Source organism: Alkaliphilus peptidifermentans DSM 18978 (genome assembly GCF_900101495.1).
GTDB lineage: Bacteria > Bacillota > Clostridia > Peptostreptococcales > Natronincolaceae > Alkaliphilus_C > Alkaliphilus_C peptidifermentans.
Map to the genome: position 1 here is coordinate 48234 of NZ_FMUS01000028.1, position 21351 is coordinate 69584.

Genomic DNA, 21351 nt, shown 5'->3' on the forward strand with positions numbered 1-21351 from the left:
TTCTATTATAAAACATTTGATTTAGATACTAAGTCCGGTCGAATTTTTGTAAAGAAACCTACTATAGCTGCAGTACCCAAGGATTCTACAGCGATTGCTACAGCGATTAATAAAATTAAAGCACTCCATCCTGTTAAGAATAAGTATTTTGTATCAGAAACATTATGATGATGGTGATCATCTTCAATTTCAAAGCTTAGTTCCTGACCATCACTAGATATTAGCTTCATATCAAATTCATCTGGATGATGCTCTAAAAATATTATGTACTCCCCTTCTTCGTCGACAGTAATTTGGTATATGGTTTGGGTCTCATCTAGCTCTAACTTATAGCCAACCTTATCTCTTATAACAATAGTATTTTCTTTTGTTAATGTAGCTACACCTTCTTCTATAATTCCTTCAGCCAATTCCTCCTCATGTTGATGCTCCTCCTCTAAATGATCCTCGTGCTTTAGAAATACAATATTTACATATTTATCTTCGCTTTCTTCAAAAATCAATTGATGGGAGCCTTCCTCTAAATCAACAATACCATGCCATTCAAACAATTCGTCATCATGTTCGTGTCCATGTCCATAGGCATGATGATGGGGTATTGCCTCATTGAAATCTACAGAAAAGCCTACCAGTAATGCCATTATAGTTAAGGAAGCCACCAATGCCATAGAAGTGGCTAAAATAATACTTGTTAGCTGCTTTAACTTTTTTGAGAACAATGAAAATAAAAAGTAGCCTAATAAAACTTCAGAACCTATAACTAAGGTATTTAACCCTACCAGAGTTATTCCCCCATGCCCAAATAAGGCCAGCATTATATTTACAATGAATACAGCCAAAAAACCTAACTTTGGACCAATTAAGATACCTGTAAGAACAGCTAAGCTTAAATGTACGGGAATAATACCAAGGGGCACAGACATACCAATAAGCATGATAGCTGCAGCTAATCCTGTTAGGGGAATTTTCTTCCTAACTTCCTCCCCTTTAATTCCCTTAAGTAATACAAACATGATGGTAAAGGTAATAATATATCCTCCTACCCACCAAGCAAATGGAATTATTCCATCTGGGATATGTATATGACTCATATAAATTCCTCCAATCTTTTTACTATTATATGTATGTTACCAAATGCATATGATTTGCATTTTGCTCTTAAGTCTATAATAATGCATATGATTTGCATTTGCAAATATAACTTAAGTATTACCCGAATATATCATTTCTAAACATCGTTACTATTAATACAACTAAAAATTATCCATAATAAGTTGAATTACTCCTGTTAATATTGGATAGTATAAATAAAAGATATACTAAACTACTTCTATCAAACACATAAATAATAGGCGTCTTTTTAGTGTAATTTATAAACTAATATGATATTATATAATGGAAATACATAATACATTAATAGGAGGTATTAAAGCCATGAATTTTTCAAAGAGAATTACTTCCATGCAAGAATCTCCAATTAGAAAGCTTGTTCCATATGCACAGGGAGCAAAGGCACAGGGCAAGAAGGTCTATCACTTAAATATCGGACAACCCGATATTGAAACACCAGATTCTTTCATGGAATCAATTAGAAGCTTCGACGAAAAGGTACTGGCATATTCACTATCACAAGGAATGCCTGAACTTATTGACGCTATGATTAATTATTATAAGAAGTATGATATGGATTTTGAACAAGATGACATTCTAATCACTAATGGTGGCTCAGAGGCTCTTTTATTCTCTATAATTGCTGTTGCAGATGCAGAAGATGAAATTCTTGTTCCAGAGCCTTTTTATACAAATTATAATGGATTTAGCTCAGCCGTTGATGTTAAAGTTGCATCAATAACGTGTAAAGCTGAAGATGGATTCCATTTACCAGATAAGAAGACAATTGAAGAGGCTATAAATCCAAAGACAAAGGCTTTCGTACTTTCTAACCCAGGGAATCCTACTGGTGTTGTATACACTGCTGAAGAAGTTCAAATGCTGGCAGATTTGGCTAGAGAGTATAATTTATTTATTATTGCAGATGAAGTTTACAGAGAGTTTGTATACGATGGATTAGGTTATACAAGCTTTGGAAATATAAAAGAGGTTGAGGATAGAGTAATCATCGTTGATAGTGTATCTAAGAGATACAGTGCTTGTGGTGCAAGAATAGGCTCTATTGCATCTAAGAATAAAGAGCTTATGAAACAAATTTTAAAGCTATGTCAAGGTAGATTATGTGTGCCAACCCTAGAGCAGATAGGTGCTATTGAGCTTTATAAAACACCAGAAGACTATTTTGAAAGTGTAAATAAAGAATATGAAAAGAGAAGAAACATTGTTTATGAAAGTTTGAATGATATTCCAGGGGTATTATGTAAAAAGCCTACAGGAGCATTTTATGTAAATGCCAAGCTACCAGTTGATGATGCCGAGAAGTTTACCATTTGGATGCTAAAAGAATTTGATGTTGATGGTGAAACTGTTATGCTTGCACCATCAGAAGGCTTTTATGCAACCAAAGGTTTAGGAAAAGATGAAGCCAGAATAGCTTATGTTTTAAATGAAAATGACCTAAAGAAAGCTATGAATATTTTAAAGAAGGCCATTGAGAATTATCCTAATCGAACAATATAAATAAATTATAAATCAAAATGAAGCCCGTAGGCTTCTTTTTGATTTATATGATTACAAAGACTGATTAAATAAATAATAAATCAATCATTAATTTTTATTGAAATCAGTATTTTATGCTGGTATTATTTTTACTAAACATTCTTTCAAATAGAGATTTCTTTTGAGTTTGTTCTCTTTTCAGCTTGTCTTTTAATTCTGCAACTTCATATGATTTTTCCTTTACCTTCATTTTTAGTTTAGCATTTTCGCAAATCAATACATCTTTTTCTTGATTATTTAGTTGGTTCTTAAGTTCATCAATTTTTTCTGATAGCTCTGCAATTTCCTTTCTAGTATCTATGTTTTTAATTGTTTCACTAACCTGCATACTCAGATATTGAGTAGCTTCCTTTATTAAAACATCGTAGTTTTTTTCCTCATTCCTGACTAATTTTATGGGAGCAGACACAGCTACCTCTTTTTTAGTTTTGGAATCCATAGCTATTTTAGGAGATTTAAGAACCTGCTTTATTTGAGGATTTGTCAATCCTTTTTCCTGCATACTCTTAATATATAATAAATCCTCTAATTCCCTATAAGTAAAATATCTTCTATTGCCCGTGTCTCTAGGAATTTTTAGCTGAAATTCTTTTTCATAAAACCGTATTACATGAGGTTTAAACCCTGTTAGTTCTGAAATCTCATTAATAGAATATACTTCATTGCTAGTTTTCATATCTACATTCCCCCTCTATAGTCTTTTTCAATAAACCATAGAGAATTTCCTTTACTGAAAAGGAACTTTCGTAATACAAATTCCAGCATTATTCATATTAATTCTTACATTTGTAATTCTTTTTAGACAAAAGAAGAGAGGAAATTTAGTATTCCTCTCTTCTTTATATTATTCGACAAATTCTGATTCAACAAGCTTTACTGTTAATTCGATAGCACCAGTAATATCTGATAAATAACACATTTCACAATTACTATGTATATATCTAGTGGGGATCGATATTACTCCTGCAGGTATACCACTTCTTGTTAAATGGATTGCTCCTGAGTCTGTTCCACCAAGTTCTAGAACTTCTAACTGATACTTAATATCATTTTCTTTAGCTCTTTTGATCATTGTATTCTTAACTACAGGATGACAAAGTATAGAGTTATCTTTAACCTTAATGGCAGGTCCATTACCTAATTTAACTGCCATTTTTTTTGCATTAGGTGTATCTCCCGTAGTAGTTACATCGATGGCGATTCCAAAATCAGGGTTAATAGTATAAGCAGAGGTTTTTGCACCCCTTATACCTACCTCCTCCTGAACAGTAAAGACAAAATAAAGGTCATTTTCGCTATCCTTTAATGCTTTTAAAGCTTCAATCATAATGAAGCATCCAATTCTATCATCTAAGGCCTGGGAAACAACTTTTTTATCGTCGATAATTGGTTCACTATAATAAACACAAACATCACCGATGGAAACCATCTCTTCTGCTTCTTTTTGTGAAGAAGCTCCAATATCAATGTAAAGCTTATCAAGATTTAAATCCTTTATACTCTCCAGCTTTTCACTACCAATCACGCCTATTATCCCATTTTCAAAAATTACCCTTTGAGACAAAGTAATTGCTGGAGCCAGGCCTCCAACATTTGTAAATCTAAGAAACCCATTTTCATCTATAAAGGTTACCATTAACCCTATTTGATCCATATGCCCTGCCAGCATAATTTTTTTTCCAGGACCTTTTTTTCTGGCAATTAAATTACCCAATGGATCAATTTTTATTTCATCTACATAGTCTTTAATTTCATTTACAATAAAGTCTCTTATAGCTGTTTCATTTCCTGATGGAGAATAAATAGAACACATATTTTTTAGTAGCTCTTTATTCAAGATTTAAAACCTCCTTGCACCTTTTTTCTTGTATTGCATTTTATTAAATATTAATCATTCTTAATTCTAATTTTCCATTTTCAATTTTCAATTTTCCCATTCTCAATTCTTAACTCTTAATTTTTCTCATTCAACATTCAACATTTAACATTTTTACTTTTCCATTTTCCATTTTCAATTTTTCCATTCTCAACTCTTAACTCTCAAATTTAAATCTATTCATTTTCTCAATAAACTTAATTAATAATGCTTGAGTATTATTATAATCATCTTTACTTAAGACCGACACTGGTGAATGTATGTAACGACAAGGCACTGCTATAGACACACAGGGAGTTCCTCCCTTGGCGGTATGGAATCTGCCGGCATCATTTCCTCCAAATGAAGATTTACGATATTGCCAAGGTATGTTATTTTTCTTGGCTACTTCAATCATCAAATCAATATACCTGCGATTATATATTGAAGTTCTATCCATTATTGAAATGGCTGGACCAGCATCAAGGGCAGTAACCTGTGAGTGTGGGTCTACCTCCGAAACATCAGAACATGTGGTTCCCTCAATAATTATAGCTAAATCTACATCAACTTGGTTTGCTGCAACCTCAGCACCACGCAAACCAATTTCCTCTTGTACGGTAAATATTCCAGTAACAGTAACAGGTTGTGGTTGCTTAAGTATATCAATAATAATAGCACAACCTACTCGATCATCTAAAGACTTAGCTTTTATTCGGTTTTTACCAAATTCAACGAAATCACTGTCAAAATATATAAAGTCACCTACTGCTATTTCCTTTTCAGTTTCTTTTTTATCTTTTGACCCTATGTCTATGTATAAGTCGTCAATAGATAATGCCTTTTTTCTTTCATCTGGCTTTTGCATATGTACTGCTTTAGAGCCAATTACACCAGGAATTTTATTTTCTCCTATAATTACAGGCTTTGATACCAATATTCTGGCATCTATTCCCCCCACAGCTGCAAATTTCAATAGTCCATTTTTGTCAATTCCCTTTACCATTAGTCCTACTTCATCCATATGGGCTACTAGAGCAATATTTGTTCCTTCTTCTGTTCCTTTTTTTACTGCAATAACATTTCCCATTCTATCAACTTTAATTTCATCAACATACCCCTTAATTTCTTCAAGTACAATATTACGTACAGCCTTCTCATTTCCTGAAAGGCTTAAGGCTCCTGTCAGTTTTTCTAATAACATAGGAACTCCTCCAAATCCTTATCGTTTAAGCTTAAGATAAAATAAGCCAATAGCTTACCACATTTTTCAACATCATTAAGACTTATGGTTTCTACAGAGGTATGCATGTATCTAAGGGGAATTGATAAAACAGCTGTTGCTACACCAGTCCTTGAAACTTGCATAGGCCATGCATCTGTTCCTGAATGACCAGTAGCAATTTCAACTTGATAGTCTATGTAATTATTTTTTGCTACTTCTTTAAGACCATTAAAAACATTAGGATGTATATTGGGTCCCATAGTTAAAGCAGGTCCTTTATCCATTTCTATTGTATCGTACTCTTTAAGATCAGGGGTTCTACCAAACCCTACATCAATGGCGATACCAATATCAGGCATTATATTGTAGGCTGCCGTTGTAGCTCCTCTTGTTCCAACCTCTTCTTGAACTGTTGCTACTAAATATACGTCCACCTCATGGTTGAGCTTGTTTAGCTCCTTTAAACATGTGTACATGGCTGCAACCCCTGCACGGTCATCTAGTGCCTTGCCAGCTATCCAATCATTTCTTAGAAAGCTTACCTTCCTTTTCATGGTAACTATATCCCCTATAGAGACATACTCCATAAGTTCTTTTTTACTATAGCCAGTATCAATAATTAGGTCTTCCATCTTAATAGCTTTGCTTCTTTCTTCATCAGTTGTTAAATGAGGAGGTTTAACACCTATTATACCGTATATAGGTTTTTGTCCATGAATTAAGACCTCCTGGCATAGTAGTGTTCTCTGATCAATTCCTCCAATATTAGTGAACCAAACAAATCCCTTTTCATCAATATCCTTTACCATTAGCCCAATTTCATCCATATGGGCAGCCAACATGATTTTTCTACCGTTGCTATTACTCCCCTTCTTAAGACAGATAAGATTTCCCAGTGGGTCAATTGTTGTATCATCACATAAACCACTGAAATGATCTTTAATGATTGCTGTTGTATCACCTTCATAGCCAGAAACACCCGAAGCTTCTGATAATAATTTAATAAAATCCTTACTAGTCAATAAATATCCTCCCTCCTGATTTTATAAAGAACTCATTACTTTAATTTTTGATAAAAAAAGGTTTTCATAGGAGCTAAGTTATAACGATTTGGTAGTATAATTTGTTCTGTACTACCAACAAATAAAACACCATTTGAATCCAAAGAATCATAAAATTTATGATACATTTTATTCTTTGTTTCTTCAGTAAAATATATCATAACATTTCTACAAACAATTAAATCGCATTTATCTGGATATGGACTCTCCAGCAGATTGTGCTTTTTAAAGCTTACTTGGTTTTTTATTGTATCCTTTATCATATAGCTTTCATTAATTTTTTGAAAGTAATTATAAACAAAATCCTTAGGTAAATTTTCTAGACTTTTAGCTGAATAAATTCCTGTTTTCGCTTTACTCATTGCACCATCGTCTAAATCTGTTGCTATTATACTTATGTCATTAAGCTTAAGAAATTTTGTCAATAGCATTACAAGGGAGTAGGGTTCTTCACCTGTGGAGCATGCTGCACTCCAAATTTTAAGCTTTGATTTATGCTTTAAGAGATAAGGTATTATATCATTTTCTAATACCTCCCATTGCTGTGGATTACGATAAAACTCTGAAACATTGATGGTAAGATAGTTAATAAATTCATTTAGTAGCTTAGAGTCACGACATATTGCTTCATAGTAATCGTCATAGGTTGTGAATTGATTTCTTGTGATTAGAGACTCAATCCTTCGCTTCATCTGTCGTTCCTTATAGCTTGATAAATCAATTCCCGTTTTTTTATAAACCTTACCTATAAATCCGTCATAATCTCTCATTAATATCATCCCCCTAAACTAATTAAAAAATAAAAGAGTCTAAGACCCAGACTGTTGACAATCATCTTTCTTCTTGGTTACTTTAAAAACCCAGCACCCATACGTATTTAAACATATACGCTGCGTTGGCTGGGTTTTCTTAAGTCTCCAACAAAAATGATTTTTAACAGTCTTAATATTGTTGGTTTTTTTCAACAACCCCGTCTAAGACTCTTTATTTTCATCTGAAATAACATTAGTAACATCACCAATGGTAACATTATCGTTTTCAGTAATATACTCAGTTTCTTCCTCTGTTTGATTAGCAGCTGTAATACTTAAGCTAATTCTCTTTTGCTCCATATTAATGTCAAGTACCTTTACCTTAACAAGCTGTCCAACTTCCAATTCTTGAGAAGGCTTCGAAATAAATTTATTGCTAATTTCAGATATATGAACAAGTCCATCAAGTCCTGACTCTAGTTCAACAAAGACCCCATAGTCAACCATTCTAACAACTTTTCCTTCTACAATGTCTCCAACACTGTATTTTTCTTCAACTAGATCCCAAGGTTGTGGCTGTGTTTGCTTTAATCCAAGAGAAATTTTTTCTGTTTCTGAGTTAAAATCTAATATCTCTACCTCTACTTCATCACCCTTCTTCAAAATGTCAGAAGGATGCTTTACACGGTTCCAAGCTAGATCAGAAATATGAATTAATCCATCAATACCGCCTATATCTACAAATGCACCAAAGTTAGTTATATTCTTTACTTCACCTTTAACTTTAGCACCAACTTTAATTTTAGAAAGAACTTCCTTCTTCATTTCAGACTTTTCGCTAATTAGTACTACTTTTCTAGAGAGAACTACTTTATTTTTTCTTTTATCAATTTCTATAATTTTTGTGTTGAAGGTTTTCCCAACATAGCTTGATAAATCGTCAACATAGGAATCTGAGATTTGACTTGCTGGAATGAAGCACCGTATACCTCTGGAGATGGAAATAATACCACCACGAACAACCTCTATTACCTTTGTTTCTAATAGGGCATCAGATTCTTTTATCATCTCTAGGTCATCCCAGCCTTTTTGAACATCAACTCTTTTTTTAGATAAAAGCACATTACCTTCACCATCATCTAAATTTATAACATAAACCTTTATGTCATCTCCTATATTTACTAAGCTTCTAGGATTTACATTAGGCTCATTAGAGATTTCATCCCTTGGGATTACACCATCAGATTTATAACCAACATTAACCATTATTTCACTATCAGTTACGTTGATGACTTTTCCAGTTAATATATCCCCTCTATGTAATCTCACCATAGATTTTTCAATTTCATCCATAAAATTCTGCATATCGTTACTCATTTCATTACCTCCTAAGAATATTAATTATTATATGAAGCATATTTAAATTCGATTTAGTTTTTGAAGCAGTTCATCAATAATCCATTGTGGAGTTGAGGCTCCCGCTGTTACACCTACAACATCTATGTCTATTAGCCATTCATCCTGTAGCTCATGGACTGATTCAACATGATATGTTGTACTAGGTCTCTCTTCTTTACATATATCAACAAGTTTTTGGGTATTAGAGCTGTGGTAGCCGCCTACTACTATCATTGCTTGAACTTCTTTAGCAAGCTTTCTAGCTGCATCCTGTCTTTCTTTAGTGGCGTTACAAATAGTATTAAAAATTTCAATCTTGTTTCCCTTTTCTTCAAGAAGCTTTGCTATTTTTTGAAAATGTGGTGTTGACATGGTAGTTTGGACTACAATACATAGCTTTTCAGAGTAGGGGATTTTTTTTACGTCCTCTTCCTCTTGAATTATAAAAGCTTGATTATTGCACCATCCATTTATTCCAATGACCTCTGGATGGTTAGGATTTCCTATAATTACAATTTCATATTTATCCTTATGATAATTTTCTACTATATTTTGAATTCTTCTAACAAAAGGACAAGTTGCATCAACTATATCAAGAGATTTTTCGCCTGCAAGGCTATAAACATCTTTTTGAACTCCATGAGATCGAATTATAACACTGCCTTTTTGAATTTTTTCAATATCATCCTCTACCTTCACACCTTTATTTTCTAGTTCTTCAACCACCTGTTGATTATGAATTAATGGACCTAAGGAATACAACTCTTTTTCCATACCCTTTTCCTTAATTTCATCGTAAACCATATCCATTGCTTTTTTTACACCAAAGCAAAACCCGGAATAATCTGCTAAAATTACCTTCATTTCATACCTCCGTGGCTATATTTCTAATAAACATAGCGGACTTATACAAATTCTATAAAACATATAAAATTCCTTCTTACACTTCAAAATATTTTAATTAAATTGATTCGTTGTTTATATTCTTTCATTTAACAGAAAAATTATTTGTCTAATTACTTCCTCTACTGTTTTATCTGTTGTATCTATCTTTATAGAGTCATCTGCAGCTTTTAATGGTGAACAGCTTCTCTCTTCGTCCATCTTGTCCCTAGTTATGATTTCTTCCTTTATATCATTTAAGTTAACATCTAAGCCTTTTAGTATAAGCTCTGAGTATCTTCTGTTTGCCCTTTCTTCTACTGATGCAGTTAAGAATATTTTTAACTTTGCATCGGGTAAAACTTTAGTTCCGATATCTCTGCCATCCATTACAACATTTTGATTGGAGGCTATTCTTCTTTGGATATCCACTAAAATCTCTCTTATTTCTGGTATACGTGCAATGTATGAAACATTTTGACTAACTACTATACTTCGTACTTCATTATTAACCAATATATCGTTTATAAATATATTACCCTTCTTAAATGACATTTCTGTATTTCTAGTTACTTCTAAAATTTGTGGTATATCATCAATTTTTACATTTTCCTTTAACACAGCGTAGGTTAATGCTCGATACATTGCTCCTGTATCAATATATGTATAATCTAAGCGATAAGCCAGTTCCTTCGCTATAGTGCTTTTCCCAGCACCAGCTGGTCCATCGATGGCTATTTGAATTGCTTCCATGATTTTCCTCCTAATAAATAAATTAAACCACCAATCCATGGTGGTTGTTTTTCTACTTAGATCGGACATTATTTTCAGATCGTTAAGTTTTATATATTAATGATTATACATTAACTTTTAGTTTTACTCAAGCTATATAGCATTCTGTAAATTTTATAACACTCTAATTATAGATATAATAGCTCTGTTTTTAAAACTATATACTTTATTTGTTGGTGTCCCATATACGTTAGAGGATACTTCTTTAATATATAAGCTGATATTTTCATTATACATACTACTATTTACTTCTATGACATCTCTATCATTAACCTCCAGCTTAACCTCTGTGTTATCTCCAAACACTTCAACTACTTCGCCATTAATCATTAGTTCTAGCTTGGGATATAATGATCCTCCCTCCAGCTGCAGGACAATTGTACCTTTTTTTGATATTAAGTCTAAAAACCAAAATCCCTCTTCAGAGCCAAGCATTACAGTAGATTTTTTTAATTGATATGATTTTCCAATATTAATTAGTATAAGGAATAACATCAAGACAACAAAGAGAGTTTGAATAATTTTTTCAAGCCTAATTAAAATTTTATCTATTTCCATATGTGTCACTCCCTATACTTTATTATACATTTTGTCCAGCTAAATATCCTGTTGAAAAGGCAATATGCAAATTGAATCCACCAGTTAATGCGTCAACGTCAATGATTTCACCACAAAAGAATAATCCTTTTAATAGCTTTGACTCCATTGTATTGGGATTAATTTCCTTTACAGAAATACCACCTGCTGTTATTATAGCTTCCTTTAATCCACCCAACCCCTTTATTGTTAACTCCAACCCCTTAATTAGTTGTACAATCCTATGTCGTTGTTGTTTTTGTAAATGATTTAATTCTACCTCTATATCAATTTCAAGATGCTTCAGTAGGTAAACAATAAAGTTTTTCGGTAAGTACTGGCTCAGTGTTGCTTTCAATGATTTATTACGATTATTTTGTATCCCCTCTTTTAGAATATTATGAAGGGAGTCTTCAGTTAAATCGGGAAGAAAATCTATTTTTAACTTAGGGATTTCTTTATTATTGTAGCCTGCAATATGGGCTGACATTCTCAGAACTGCAGGGCCAGAAATGCCAAAATGAGTAAATATTAAGCCACCAGAAGTAATTTGCTTGTTGGATTTTTTCTCCTTCAAATATATATTAACTGAGTCAAATGAGATTCCCATCAGGTCTTGAATCCATTTTTCTTCAATAATGATTGGTACTAGACTTGCCCTTATTGGAATAATATGATGTCCAATGGATTTTGCTAGTCTATACCCATCACCAGTACTACCTGTATAAGGATATGACTGCCCCCCTGTGGCAATAATAACACTATCGCCAGTTAACTCTTTTCCATTAGCTAATACAACACCCTTAAGGTGATTGTCTTCAATAATTAAATTCTTTACTTCATTATTTAAGTATACCTTTACATTAAGTCTATTTAGTTCCTCAATAAAATAATCTATAATATCTTCAGATTTATTGCTTTCAGGAAACACTTTTCCTTCTTCTTCTACCTTTAAAGGTATTCCTTTACTTTTAAGTATCCTCATCAAATCTTGACTAGTCATACTATGAAAGGAAGGAAATAAGAATTTTTTATTACGTATTACATTTTCCATCATTTTATCTGGAGTAGCAATATTGGTAATATTACATCTACCTCCACCGGTTATACGTAGCTTACTTCCTAAGCACTGTTGTTTTTCCAATAAAACCACCTGTTTATTGTTACCAGCAGCAGTAATGGCGGCCATCATCCCGGCAGCACCACCTCCCACTATAATCACCTTACTCCTTTCCATTATTATCCCCCTTATTTATTATCTCCATATAACACTTATCGTTATACTTAACTAAAACAGGTCCTCTTTTCTTAAATTCTATAACATTAATGCTACAATTATCCTGTTTAAGGCGATAAAAATCAGAAAGCTGCATATTTAAAAAAGATAGTAAAAAGAGTTTTATAATGGTACCATGACTAATTACTAAAACATTATTATCTTCATTTTCTTGAGAAATTTTTTTTATAAAGGATACAATACGTTCTTGTCCTATACCCAAACCTTCCCCACTTGGAATAATAGCTTTATGGGGATTACTATGCCACTCCTTAAGTTGCTGGGGGTAATTTAGCTCTATTTCCTTAACTGTTAAACCTTCCCACTCACCAAAGCCAAGCTCAGCTAGATCTTCATCATAGCTGGGTGATTTCCCAATTATATTGCCAATAATTTCAGCTGTTGATTTTGCCCTGTCTAAATGACTTGCATAAATTGAATCAATATCTTCAGAAATTAACCTTTCTCCCAGTAGCCTTGCCTGTATTAATCCATCTTCAGTAAGGCTTGAATTCATTTTACCCTGCGTTCTACCTTCAATATTCCACTCTGTTTCACCATGTCTAACTAAAATGAGCTTTTTCACATTAATCACCCTCATTTCTATTGTGTATCAAAAACAGTAATTCAATGTAATAAATATGTAAAAAATGTAAATTAAATATGTTGTAAGGTTTTTGTATAGATAAGGATACTAAGCTATTTAGATAATAACATAAAAATTATCTTTTGTTACAACAAAAAAGATGGTCATATAAGACCACCTTAATTCTTAATTTTATTTTTGATTTTGATTTTTTCATTCAACATTCATCATTCATCATTCAACATTATGCTCTTCAATTTTCACTATTCTATTGATTTCCCTTACGATCATAAATATTATATTTATACCAAATATTCTCCAGTTTATTGAAATATTCTCTAATTTCTTCCTTCTCCCTCATACCAACTGCAATAATCAAGGCATTAATTAAGCTTAAAGGAGCAACTAAGGAATCTACAAAAGACACCATATTACTTTTTGCCGTTAAGCAATAATCAGATATATTGGCAATAGGAGATAATAAGCTGTCGGTAATACCTATGATTGGAACTCCCTCTTCACGGGCATGATTAACGACTTCAATTGTTCTGTTTGAATAACGTGGATAGCTGATGCATATAACCAAGTCATCTTTACTAATTCTTAACATCTGTTCAAAAATATCACTAATTCCATAGCCAACAATTTTTACATTATCAAGGATTAGATTAAGATAAAAGCCAAGATATTCTGCCAAAGCTGTAGAACTCCTTAATCCAATTATGTAGATTTTTTTTGCTTCAAATATTTTGTCCACTACCTCTTGAAACTCTTCATAGTCGATATTTTCTAAGGTTGATCTGATATTATCCATATCCGATTTAAGAACTTTTTTTAATATTGCTCCTTCATTGGAATATTCACTGGCCATCTCAACCCGTTGAACAGTTGTAAGCTTTGTTTTAATTATCTCTTGTAGAGCTTTTTGAAGCTCTGGGTATCCCTCAAATCCTAGAGCATTGGCAAATCTAACTACAGTAGATTCACTAACCCCTACCTTAATTCCTAGTTTGGAGGCTGTCATGAAGGCTGCTTTATCATAATTGTCTATGATAAATTGAGCTATAAGCTTTTGTCCCTTGCTTAGCTTAGAGAAATTCTTTTGAATCTGTAAAAGCAAATCCTTTTTATTCTCTTCCATCATATGCATCTACCATCCTACTATTTATTTTTGCTAGCCTTTGCCAATAAATAACCTTCCTGTAATGCTGCTTTATTTAATTCTTCTGTACCCTTAGGTACTCTTTTAAGTACAGCATTTTCTAATGCTTCTTCTGTAACAACATCTGTTACTGCTCTAATTACACCTAGTGCAACTATATTTGCCACCATTGCTTTACCGATTTTTTCTGATGCAGATTGAATAATTGGAACTTGAAGAATTTTATATGCCTTATCAGTATCATCAAGCTCTATATTTGAATCAATGATTAAAATACCATCATCTTTTAATGTCTTTATATACTTGTGATATGCCTTATCAGTAAGAGCTAATAAAAGATCTGCCTTTTCAACCTTTGGATAGTCAATGGTATCATCACTAATGATTACCTCTGCTTTACTTGCTCCGCCTCTGGCCTCTGGTCCATAGGATTGAGATTGAATGGCATTTTTACCATCAAGAAGAGCTGCTTCCGCAAGAATAATTCCCCCAAGAATGAGCCCTTGCCCACCAGATCCACTGAGTCTTATTTCTTTTTGGTTCACCATATTATCTCTCCTTTTGGTATTTTTTTATTATTTTCATATATTCTTCGGTATATTCTGGTTCAACAGTATTTTTAAACTCTCCAATTATGAACTTATCCTGTAATTTTTCTGGTGGTAGCTTATCAGCAGCCTTTGCATCAACAGCAAAATCCTTTAAATAATTCATCATACTTACAGCAGTACCCTTCTTATTCTTTCTGCCATAATATGTTGGACATATACTAATGGCATCTACAAGAGAGAAACCATTATTCTTTAGCGCATTTTCAATGATTTTTGTTAATTGATTGGCATGATATGCAGTACCTCTAGCTGTATATGTTGCTCCTGCTGCTTCAGCCAGCTTACATATGTCAAAGGCTTTATCAATATTTCCAAAGGGTGCCGTGGTACCAAAATCATTTGTAGGTGTGGTGGGTGAATATTGTCCACCAGTCATACCATATATATTATTATTAAAGACGATTGTGGTAATATCAATATTTCTTCTGGCAGTATGAATTAAATGGTTACCACCAATTGCTGTACAATCACCATCGCCTGTTACTACAATAACCTTCAGTTCTGGGTTTGCAAGCTTAACTCCGGTAGCAAAGGCCAATGCCCTTCCATGGGTTGTATGAAGGGTATTGAAATCTAAATAGCCTGGAGCCCTTGATGAACATCCGATACCAGAAATAACACAGACCTTTTGTTTATCTAAATTAAGATTTTCTATAGCCTGCGCCATACTCTTCATAATAATTCCATGGCCACACCCTGGACACCAAATATGTGGTAATCTGTCATTTCTGAAATTATTTTTTATTAATTGACTACTCATATTAAAGTACCTCCCTAATCTTCGCTAAAATCTCATCGGGGGTGATGGCTTCTCCATTAACCTTACCCAAGCTATATACATCAGCTGTATTCTTAACAACACGCTCAACCTCTTGAACATATTGACCAAGATTCAATTCGGGTACTAAAATCTTTTTAATATTATTTGTTAATTCTTTAACCCTTGTTTCTGGGAATGGCCATATTGTCAATGCTTTAAAAAGTCCAACCTTTAATCCTTCTGACCGAGCCTTTTTAACTGCACTTCTGGCAGAACGGTATGTACCACCGTATGCAAGAATTAATAGCTCTGCATCCTCAGTAAATTCTTCTTCAAAAATTACTATATCATCAACATTATTATCTATTTTATCCATAATTCTTCTTAGTAGTTTATCTGCCACCTCAGAATCATTAGATGGGAATCCATATTCATCATGCATCAAGCCTGTAACATGGAAATGAAAGCCTTCTCCAAAGGCAGCCATTGGAGGAACCAATTGTCCTTCCTCAACCCTGTAGGCTCGATAGCTATCGTCACAAACCTTAGGCTTTACACGATCAAATACTTCGATTTCATCCAGATTAGGTATTTCAATCTTTTCCCTCATATGCCCTACAATTTCATCTAACATAAGTAATACTGGTGTTCTATATTTTTCTGATAAATTAAATGCTTTAACAGTTAAATCAAAGGTTTCTCTTACAGATGTTGGTGAAAGAGCTATAACTGGATGGTCACCATGGGTACCCCACTTAGCTTGCATAATATCACCCTGTGATGGAGCAGTTGGTAATCCTGTACTTGGTCCTGCCCTTTGAACATCAACAATAACACATGGAACTTCAGTTAGTGCTGCATAGCCAATGTTTTCTTGTTTTAATGAAAAACCTGGCCCACTGGTGGCTGTCATTGATTTTAAACCAGCTAAAGACCCACCTATAGTTGCAGCCATACCTGCTATTTCGTCTTCCATCTGAATAAATTTTCCACCTACAACGGGTAATTTTTGAGAGCAAAGCTCAGCTATTTCAGTAGATGGTGTTATCGGATAGCCTGCATAAAACTTCATTCCTGCTGCCAGTGCTCCTTCAACACAGGCTTCATTTCCCTGCATTAATTTTATTTGTCTGTTACTCATTATTAGACCCCTCCAAATAAATAGCATAGTCTGGACATCTTAATTCACATAAGCCGCACTTGATGCATTTATCCAAATCACTAATGATAACCTTATCATTTTCCATATCAAGCACATTCTTAGGACAAAATGCGACGCAAATACCACAACCCTTACACCATTCCTCTATTACTTTTAATTCTTTCTCAGCCTTGCGGTTGTCCAACAGACCCATCTCCCTTCAATAACAGATTAATCTCTCTAATCAAAACTATATCAGATAAAACTTCATTTTGCAATTTTTATTTCATAATTTTAGGATAATTTTGCTAAAATGCAAGTTTAATTTCATTTGCTTCATATTTGTAAAGTTTAAAGAAAAAAATATAGCCATAGAAGATTCTACAGCTATGCCTCAAATTTAATTTTTTTTAAATCATCGTAATCTTTGAAATGAGTCAGGTCAAAGTGTATTGGAGTAATTGATATATAATTATTTCTTACTGCAATTACATCACTATCCTCCGACTGTTGTAGCTCCATGGCCTTACCTGAAATCCAGTAATAGGAATCACCACGAGGATCCTTCCTTTCAATTAATGAATTTTCATATCTTCTTACACCCAGTGTAGTTACCTTCACACCACTAATTGACTCCTTTCGACATGTAGGGTAATTGATATTTATGATACCTACTTTAGACCTAGTCAATTGGTGTATACTTTTTGTAATCCTGCAAGTAAATTCGGCAGCATCTTGGAAGGTATCAATTTTAGTACTAGCCATCGATACTGCTATCGACGGAATTTCTAATATTGCTGCTTCAACTGCAGCAGATACTGTACCAGAGTAAATTACATCGGTACCTAAATTAGGACCGTTATTTATACCCGAAACAACTAAGTCAGGCCTTCGATCTTTTAATATTGCTTCTACAGCCACCTTTACACAGTCAACTGGTGTTCCATCAATTGCATGGGCTTCTATTGGAGTGTCAAAAAATTTCACTTTACTAACCCTTAATGGTCTATGTAGTGTAATAGAATGGCCTGTGGCACTTTGCTCCTTATTTGGTGCAACCACGATTACTTCGCCAATTGACATAAATGCCTTTGCCAGCTGATATATTCCCTCTGAAAATATTCCATCATCGTTTGTAACCAGTATACGCATTTATTAATCCTCCTAATTTCTTTTTTTCATAATAGTTATTTAATTAATCGACAATAATAATTTTAGATATATAGACTTGTGAGGTGAAGATTTTGATTCAAATAGATGATGCCGGCAGTGGTAGTTTACTAGGCGGAACACTTATTGGGGCTTTACGGGTAGAAACAGGAGAATACAAGGATGAAATAATTCCTCTAGAATACTACCAAAATGAAAACTTCAATAAAAAGCTTTATATACAATATGTTGTTAATATAACAGAAAGATTATTCCAGAAACTAGACGTATCTACATCCGAAGAAATTCAGGTATGTAGAGGTTATATGTTCGATGAGCTTAATAAATGGTTAAAAACCAATAATTATAATCATATCAATACAAAAATTGGTGATCCATTGCAAAGTATCATAGAAACATCCTTTGACCAATATGCCATTAGTCTAGGATTACCTAACTCCTATATTAGCTATACGAAATATCCTTTCCATTTTCATCGAATATTAAAATGGGTTTATGCAGACTACGAAGAAAGAAGTAAATTATGTAAAACTGGATGGAAAAGCTGGAATAAATATAAAAATATAAAGCTTTCCACCAATCATGAGATTATTAAAAACAGAGATTGGGTTTGTTTAAAATGCAATCAATTAATTCCTCGTAATACTACAGCAGCAATCAAATCTTATATTAGCAATCGTCATTATAAAATCTATTTGCACGATCATTGTATTTAAAAAAGCTCCCCCTCAATGGGGAGCTTCTAATTATTAATTACTCATTGCTTTTAAACCGGATGAGTCTTTTCTGTTTCATTATAAAGAGTTGTTTCAATCTTATATTTTTGACTCCATCTTTCCTTAAAGAAGGTCATGGCCACCTGCGGGAAGAGTGCGTAGGACAATACATCCTCCTCCTGCTCTAGGTATTCCTTCATTTCCAACTTCAATTTATCTAATTGAGGTTCAATTAAATCAGCCGGTCTACAGGTTATTATTTCATCTTTTCCTATGATTTTTTCTTTAATATCAACTGCAATAGGAGTCGTTGTTTGACCATATAAGCCTTTAACATAATCCTTTATTTCCTTTGGTACCATTTTATATCGTTCACCTATAATAACATTAAATACTGCTTGGGTACCTACCATTTGACTCATTGGTGTAACTAGGGGAGGATATCCTAAATCTTCCCTTACCCTTGGAACTTCTGCTAAAACTTCATCTAATTTATCCATTTTATTCTGTTGCTTTAATTGTGATATTAGGTTAGAAAGCATTCCACCTGGTACTTGATATACCAGAGTATTGATATCTACACCCATTACCTTTGGATCAATTAGTTTTTTATCTAAATATTTATCTCTTAAAGGCTTATAATATTCTGTGATTTCGTTTAATGCTTCTAAATCCATACCAGTATCATAGGGTGTACCTTGTAATGTTGCAACAAGAGGCTCCGTTGGTGGCTGTGATGTACCCATAGCCATTGGTGATATTGCAGTATCCACTACATCTACCCCTGCTTCAATTGCCTTTAAATAAGTCATTGAAGCAATACCGCTGCTGTAGTGGGAATGAAGCTGAATAGGAACACTTATAACCTGCTTCATTTCTTTAACAAGGTCATAGGCCACATAAGGAGTCAGTATACCAGACATATCCTTAATACATATTGAATTAGCCCCCATACTTTCCATTTCCTTCGCCTTATCCACATAGTACTTAATATTGTGTATAGGGCTAATTGTATAGGATATAGCACATTGAGCATGACCACCCTCTTGATTGGTTACCCTAAGGGCTGTTTCTAAATTCCTAGTGTCATTTAAGGCATCAAATATCCTAATAATATCTATACCATTATAAATAGATTTTTTTACGAACTCTGTAACTACATCATCTGAATAATGTTTATACCCTAAAAGATTCTGTCCCCTCAGAAGCATTTGTAGCTTTGTGTTTTTTACAATCCCTTTTATTTTTCTCAATCTCTCCCATGGATCTTCATTAAGAAATCTCAAGCATGAATCAAAGGTTGCTCCTCCCCACATTTCTAAGGAATGATAACCAACTTGATCAAGCTTTTCTACAATAGGTAGCATTTCTTCTGTTGTCATCCTTGTTGCAAGTAGAGATTGGTGAGCATCTCTTAGCACAGTTTCAGTAATTTTAATTTTTTGAGTTTTAGGACCGTCCATTAAAAGTACCTCCTTTAATTTTGTTATTAAAATAATTATATTTAATTTATTTTTTCTACAAATACAATAATCGGTGGGTTTTTATCTTTATTAATATAGCCACATTGAAGCACTGAATACTTTTTATTATCTAATGTTGTTAAATGCTCTAGAACAGTATTTTTTTCTTCCAGTCCCCCATCGTGTCCATAATAAATCATAACAGACAAGACACCCATTGGATTAAGGTTTTCCAATACATATTCTATTGCCTTAATAGTAGAATTAGGCTGAGTAACTATTCTTCTGTCTCCACCTGGTAAATATCCTAAATTGAATACTGCAGCATCTATTTTTTCATTAATATGTATACCCATATTTTCGTGGCTATCTCTTATTAAAAATACTTGTTTTAGATTTTCTGCATGAAATTCCCTTAGTTTCTTTGATGTTGCCTCCATTGCCTTCTCTTGAATATCAAAGGAATAAACCTTTCCACTGTTACCAACAGACTCAGCCAGAAAAATAGTATCATTACCATTACCCATGGTGGCATCAACAACCACATTACCTGGCTTAATTTTTTCTTTTAAAATTGTATGTACAAAGGCTGTTGCTCTTGAAACAATAAGCTTATCCATTATCTATATCTACTTCCTTTACATTTCCTTTGAAAGAATTCCTTTGGATTGCAATAAAAAAAAGCTGAATTATTTAAATTTAAGCTCCTTAATTCTATTTCTAATTCATCAAACAAAGAAACCTCATTTAAAGGCACAAGTCCTTGGTGAAGAAGAAAATCATTTAAATTTTCATTAGTCTTTATGAGAACAAAGGTATATCCATTTTCCATTAAGAAGTTAATTGTTCCTCTTAAAAGTCCATCTCCAAGCTTACTACCTCTTTCCCTAGGTACTATATAAATAAGCTTGATTTCGGCAGCTTTATTTGAGAGTTTTTTAAAATTTGCTATACCTAAAATCTCAGATCTATCCTTTATAACAATTGTAGATAAAACTTCATCATCCTCTTTTGTAAAAGGTACTGAAAGCTCATTGTATAGTTTTACTAGATTTTGCTTATCTTGAGGTTCTGCCTTTTTTATTTCAATCAATTTATCACAGCCCTTCAGATATATGATAATTTCATGTTTATTATACACTTTTTTATTAAGATATACAAAAGTATATTTATATATTTAATTAATGTAGATCTAGTTAAATCATTTTCTATGATTAAAATTACATAAAGTACAATACACAAAAACCCATCCATC

General features: G+C 33.2%; 23 protein-coding genes. 2 read left to right on the forward strand and 21 right to left on the reverse strand.

What is annotated here, in order from left to right; all coding sequences use genetic code 11:
* Window positions 1–5: 5 nt before the first annotated feature.
* Complete coding sequence (locus tag BLP68_RS17235) at window positions 6–1091, reverse strand: energy-coupling factor ABC transporter permease (RefSeq protein ID WP_091546268.1); 1086 nt, start codon at window positions 1089–1091, stop codon at window positions 6–8.
* A 343-nt stretch (window positions 1092–1434) separates the two neighbouring features.
* On the opposite strand from BLP68_RS17235, the gene BLP68_RS17240 reads away from it, so the two are divergent.
* On the forward strand, window positions 1435–2631 hold the full coding sequence (locus BLP68_RS17240) for a pyridoxal phosphate-dependent aminotransferase (RefSeq protein WP_091546271.1): 1197 nt from the start codon (window positions 1435–1437) through the stop codon (window positions 2629–2631).
* A 103-nt stretch (window positions 2632–2734) separates the two neighbouring features.
* Here BLP68_RS17240 and BLP68_RS17245 read toward each other — a convergent pair whose 3' ends face one another.
* The 17 genes from BLP68_RS17245 to surE all read right to left on the reverse strand — a co-directional run bounded on the left by BLP68_RS17245 (window position 2735) and on the right by surE (window position 17899).
* Entirely contained in the window at window positions 2735–3346 is a 612-nt protein-coding gene (locus tag BLP68_RS17245) for a helix-turn-helix domain-containing protein (RefSeq protein ID WP_091546274.1), read from the reverse strand.
* Between the two features lie 168 nt (window positions 3347–3514).
* Window positions 3515–4507, reverse strand: coding sequence for a M42 family metallopeptidase (locus tag BLP68_RS17250; RefSeq protein WP_330389214.1), 993 nt, complete (start codon window positions 4505–4507; stop codon window positions 3515–3517).
* A gap of 196 nt (window positions 4508–4703) precedes the next feature.
* The gene (locus BLP68_RS17255) at window positions 4704–5729 is read right to left on the reverse strand and encodes a M42 family metallopeptidase (RefSeq protein ID WP_091546278.1); all 1026 of its coding nucleotides are present in this window, start codon (window positions 5727–5729) and stop codon (window positions 4704–4706) included.
* The gene (locus BLP68_RS17260; RefSeq protein WP_091546281.1) at window positions 5720–6772 is read right to left on the reverse strand and encodes a M42 family metallopeptidase; all 1053 of its coding nucleotides are present in this window, start codon (window positions 6770–6772) and stop codon (window positions 5720–5722) included. The genes BLP68_RS17255 and BLP68_RS17260 overlap by 10 nt, the downstream gene beginning before the upstream one ends.
* Before the next feature lie 35 nt (window positions 6773–6807).
* Window positions 6808–7581 carry a CheR family methyltransferase gene (locus BLP68_RS17265; RefSeq protein WP_091546283.1) on the reverse strand — a complete coding sequence of 258 codons (774 nt, stop codon included), beginning with the start codon at window positions 7579–7581 and terminating at the stop codon, window positions 6808–6810.
* A gap of 204 nt (window positions 7582–7785) precedes the next feature.
* Complete coding sequence (rpsA, locus tag BLP68_RS17270) at window positions 7786–8940, reverse strand: 30S ribosomal protein S1 (protein ID WP_091546284.1); 1155 nt, start codon at window positions 8938–8940, stop codon at window positions 7786–7788.
* Between the two features lie 42 nt (window positions 8941–8982).
* Window positions 8983–9825 (reverse strand): 4-hydroxy-3-methylbut-2-enyl diphosphate reductase, encoded by an 843-nt coding sequence (locus BLP68_RS17275; RefSeq protein WP_091546285.1) that lies wholly within the window; start codon window positions 9823–9825, stop codon window positions 8983–8985.
* Window positions 9826–9939: 114 nt separating this feature from the next.
* Window positions 9940–10596: a (d)CMP kinase gene (cmk, locus tag BLP68_RS17280; RefSeq protein ID WP_091546286.1), complete on the reverse strand. Its 657-nt coding sequence runs from the start codon at window positions 10594–10596 to the stop codon at window positions 9940–9942.
* Window positions 10597–10749: 153 nt separating this feature from the next.
* Window positions 10750–11193, reverse strand: coding sequence for a hypothetical protein (locus tag BLP68_RS17285; RefSeq protein WP_091546288.1), 444 nt, complete (start codon window positions 11191–11193; stop codon window positions 10750–10752).
* A 22-nt stretch (window positions 11194–11215) separates the two neighbouring features.
* On the reverse strand, window positions 11216–12448 hold the full coding sequence (locus BLP68_RS17290; protein ID WP_091546290.1) for a BaiN/RdsA family NAD(P)/FAD-dependent oxidoreductase: 1233 nt from the start codon (window positions 12446–12448) through the stop codon (window positions 11216–11218).
* Window positions 12435–13073: a histidine phosphatase family protein gene (locus BLP68_RS17295; protein WP_091546295.1), complete on the reverse strand. Its 639-nt coding sequence runs from the start codon at window positions 13071–13073 to the stop codon at window positions 12435–12437. The genes BLP68_RS17290 and BLP68_RS17295 overlap by 14 nt, the downstream gene beginning before the upstream one ends.
* 268 nt (window positions 13074–13341) lie before the next feature.
* Window positions 13342–14217: a MurR/RpiR family transcriptional regulator gene (locus tag BLP68_RS17300; protein ID WP_330389216.1), complete on the reverse strand. Its 876-nt coding sequence runs from the start codon at window positions 14215–14217 to the stop codon at window positions 13342–13344.
* A 17-nt stretch (window positions 14218–14234) separates the two neighbouring features.
* Window positions 14235–14783 (reverse strand): 2-oxoacid:acceptor oxidoreductase family protein, encoded by a 549-nt coding sequence (locus tag BLP68_RS17305; protein WP_207647936.1) that lies wholly within the window; start codon window positions 14781–14783, stop codon window positions 14235–14237.
* Window position 14784: 1 nt separating this feature from the next.
* Complete coding sequence (locus tag BLP68_RS17310; RefSeq protein ID WP_091546297.1) at window positions 14785–15606, reverse strand: 2-oxoacid:ferredoxin oxidoreductase subunit beta; 822 nt, start codon at window positions 15604–15606, stop codon at window positions 14785–14787.
* A 1-nt stretch (window position 15607) separates the two neighbouring features.
* Entirely contained in the window at window positions 15608–16747 is a 1140-nt protein-coding gene (locus BLP68_RS17315; protein ID WP_091546300.1) for a 2-oxoacid:acceptor oxidoreductase subunit alpha, read from the reverse strand.
* Window positions 16740–16961 (reverse strand): indolepyruvate ferredoxin oxidoreductase subunit alpha, encoded by a 222-nt coding sequence (locus BLP68_RS17320; RefSeq protein WP_091546303.1) that lies wholly within the window; start codon window positions 16959–16961, stop codon window positions 16740–16742. The genes BLP68_RS17315 and BLP68_RS17320 overlap by 8 nt, the downstream gene beginning before the upstream one ends.
* 173 nt (window positions 16962–17134) lie before the next feature.
* On the reverse strand, window positions 17135–17899 hold the full coding sequence (surE, locus tag BLP68_RS17325) for a 5'/3'-nucleotidase SurE (protein ID WP_091546305.1): 765 nt from the start codon (window positions 17897–17899) through the stop codon (window positions 17135–17137).
* A gap of 83 nt (window positions 17900–17982) precedes the next feature.
* On the opposite strand from surE, the gene BLP68_RS17330 reads away from it, so the two are divergent.
* Complete coding sequence (locus BLP68_RS17330) at window positions 17983–18633, forward strand: hypothetical protein (protein WP_242877025.1); 651 nt, start codon at window positions 17983–17985, stop codon at window positions 18631–18633.
* A gap of 50 nt (window positions 18634–18683) precedes the next feature.
* On the opposite strand, the gene BLP68_RS17335 is transcribed toward BLP68_RS17330, so the two are convergent.
* Genes BLP68_RS17335 through BLP68_RS17345 form a run of 3 tightly spaced genes read right to left on the reverse strand, consistent with a single transcriptional unit; the run spans window position 18684 to window position 21189 of the window.
* A complete protein-coding gene (locus BLP68_RS17335; RefSeq protein ID WP_091546310.1) occupies window positions 18684–20096 on the reverse strand; it encodes an oxaloacetate decarboxylase subunit alpha in 1413 nt (470 codons plus the stop codon).
* A gap of 41 nt (window positions 20097–20137) precedes the next feature.
* Complete coding sequence (locus BLP68_RS17340; RefSeq protein WP_091546312.1) at window positions 20138–20716, reverse strand: tRNA 5-(aminomethyl)-2-thiouridylate-methyltransferase MnmM; 579 nt, start codon at window positions 20714–20716, stop codon at window positions 20138–20140.
* Complete coding sequence (locus BLP68_RS17345; RefSeq protein WP_091546314.1) at window positions 20716–21189, reverse strand: GNAT family N-acetyltransferase; 474 nt, start codon at window positions 21187–21189, stop codon at window positions 20716–20718. The genes BLP68_RS17340 and BLP68_RS17345 overlap by 1 nt, the downstream gene beginning before the upstream one ends.
* Window positions 21190–21351 lie beyond the last annotated feature (162 nt).

Coding starts and splice junctions, on each gene's coding strand:
- BLP68_RS17235 (WP_091546268.1), bottom strand. CDS start 1,091: ATGAGTCATATACATATCCCAGATGGAATAATTCCATTTGCTTGGTGG.
- BLP68_RS17240 (WP_091546271.1), top strand. CDS start 1,435: ATGAATTTTTCAAAGAGAATTACTTCCATGCAAGAATCTCCAATTAGA.
- BLP68_RS17245 (WP_091546274.1), bottom strand. CDS start 3,346: ATGAAAACTAGCAATGAAGTATATTCTATTAATGAGATTTCAGAACTA.
- BLP68_RS17255 (WP_091546278.1), bottom strand. CDS start 5,729: ATGTTATTAGAAAAACTGACAGGAGCCTTAAGCCTTTCAGGAAATGAG.
- BLP68_RS17265 (WP_091546283.1), bottom strand. CDS start 7,581: ATGAGAGATTATGACGGATTTATAGGTAAGGTTTATAAAAAAACGGGA.
- rpsA (WP_091546284.1), bottom strand. CDS start 8,940: ATGAGTAACGATATGCAGAATTTTATGGATGAAATTGAAAAATCTATG.
- BLP68_RS17275 (WP_091546285.1), bottom strand. CDS start 9,825: ATGAAGGTAATTTTAGCAGATTATTCCGGGTTTTGCTTTGGTGTAAAA.
- cmk (WP_091546286.1), bottom strand. CDS start 10,596: ATGGAAGCAATTCAAATAGCCATCGATGGACCAGCTGGTGCTGGGAAA.
- BLP68_RS17285 (WP_091546288.1), bottom strand. CDS start 11,193: ATGGAAATAGATAAAATTTTAATTAGGCTTGAAAAAATTATTCAAACT.
- BLP68_RS17290 (WP_091546290.1), bottom strand. CDS start 12,448: ATGGAAAGGAGTAAGGTGATTATAGTGGGAGGTGGTGCTGCCGGGATG.
- BLP68_RS17300 (WP_330389216.1), bottom strand. CDS start 14,217: ATGATGGAAGAGAATAAAAAGGATTTGCTTTTACAGATTCAAAAGAAT.
- BLP68_RS17305 (WP_207647936.1), bottom strand. CDS start 14,783: ATGGTGAACCAAAAAGAAATAAGACTCAGTGGATCTGGTGGGCAAGGG.
- BLP68_RS17310 (WP_091546297.1), bottom strand. CDS start 15,606: ATGAGTAGTCAATTAATAAAAAATAATTTCAGAAATGACAGATTACCA.
- BLP68_RS17315 (WP_091546300.1), bottom strand. CDS start 16,747: ATGAGTAACAGACAAATAAAATTAATGCAGGGAAATGAAGCCTGTGTT.
- BLP68_RS17320 (WP_091546303.1), bottom strand. CDS start 16,961: ATGGGTCTGTTGGACAACCGCAAGGCTGAGAAAGAATTAAAAGTAATA.
- surE (WP_091546305.1), bottom strand. CDS start 17,899: ATGCGTATACTGGTTACAAACGATGATGGAATATTTTCAGAGGGAATA.
- BLP68_RS17335 (WP_091546310.1), bottom strand. CDS start 20,096: ATGGACGGTCCTAAAACTCAAAAAATTAAAATTACTGAAACTGTGCTA.
- BLP68_RS17340 (WP_091546312.1), bottom strand. CDS start 20,716: ATGGATAAGCTTATTGTTTCAAGAGCAACAGCCTTTGTACATACAATT.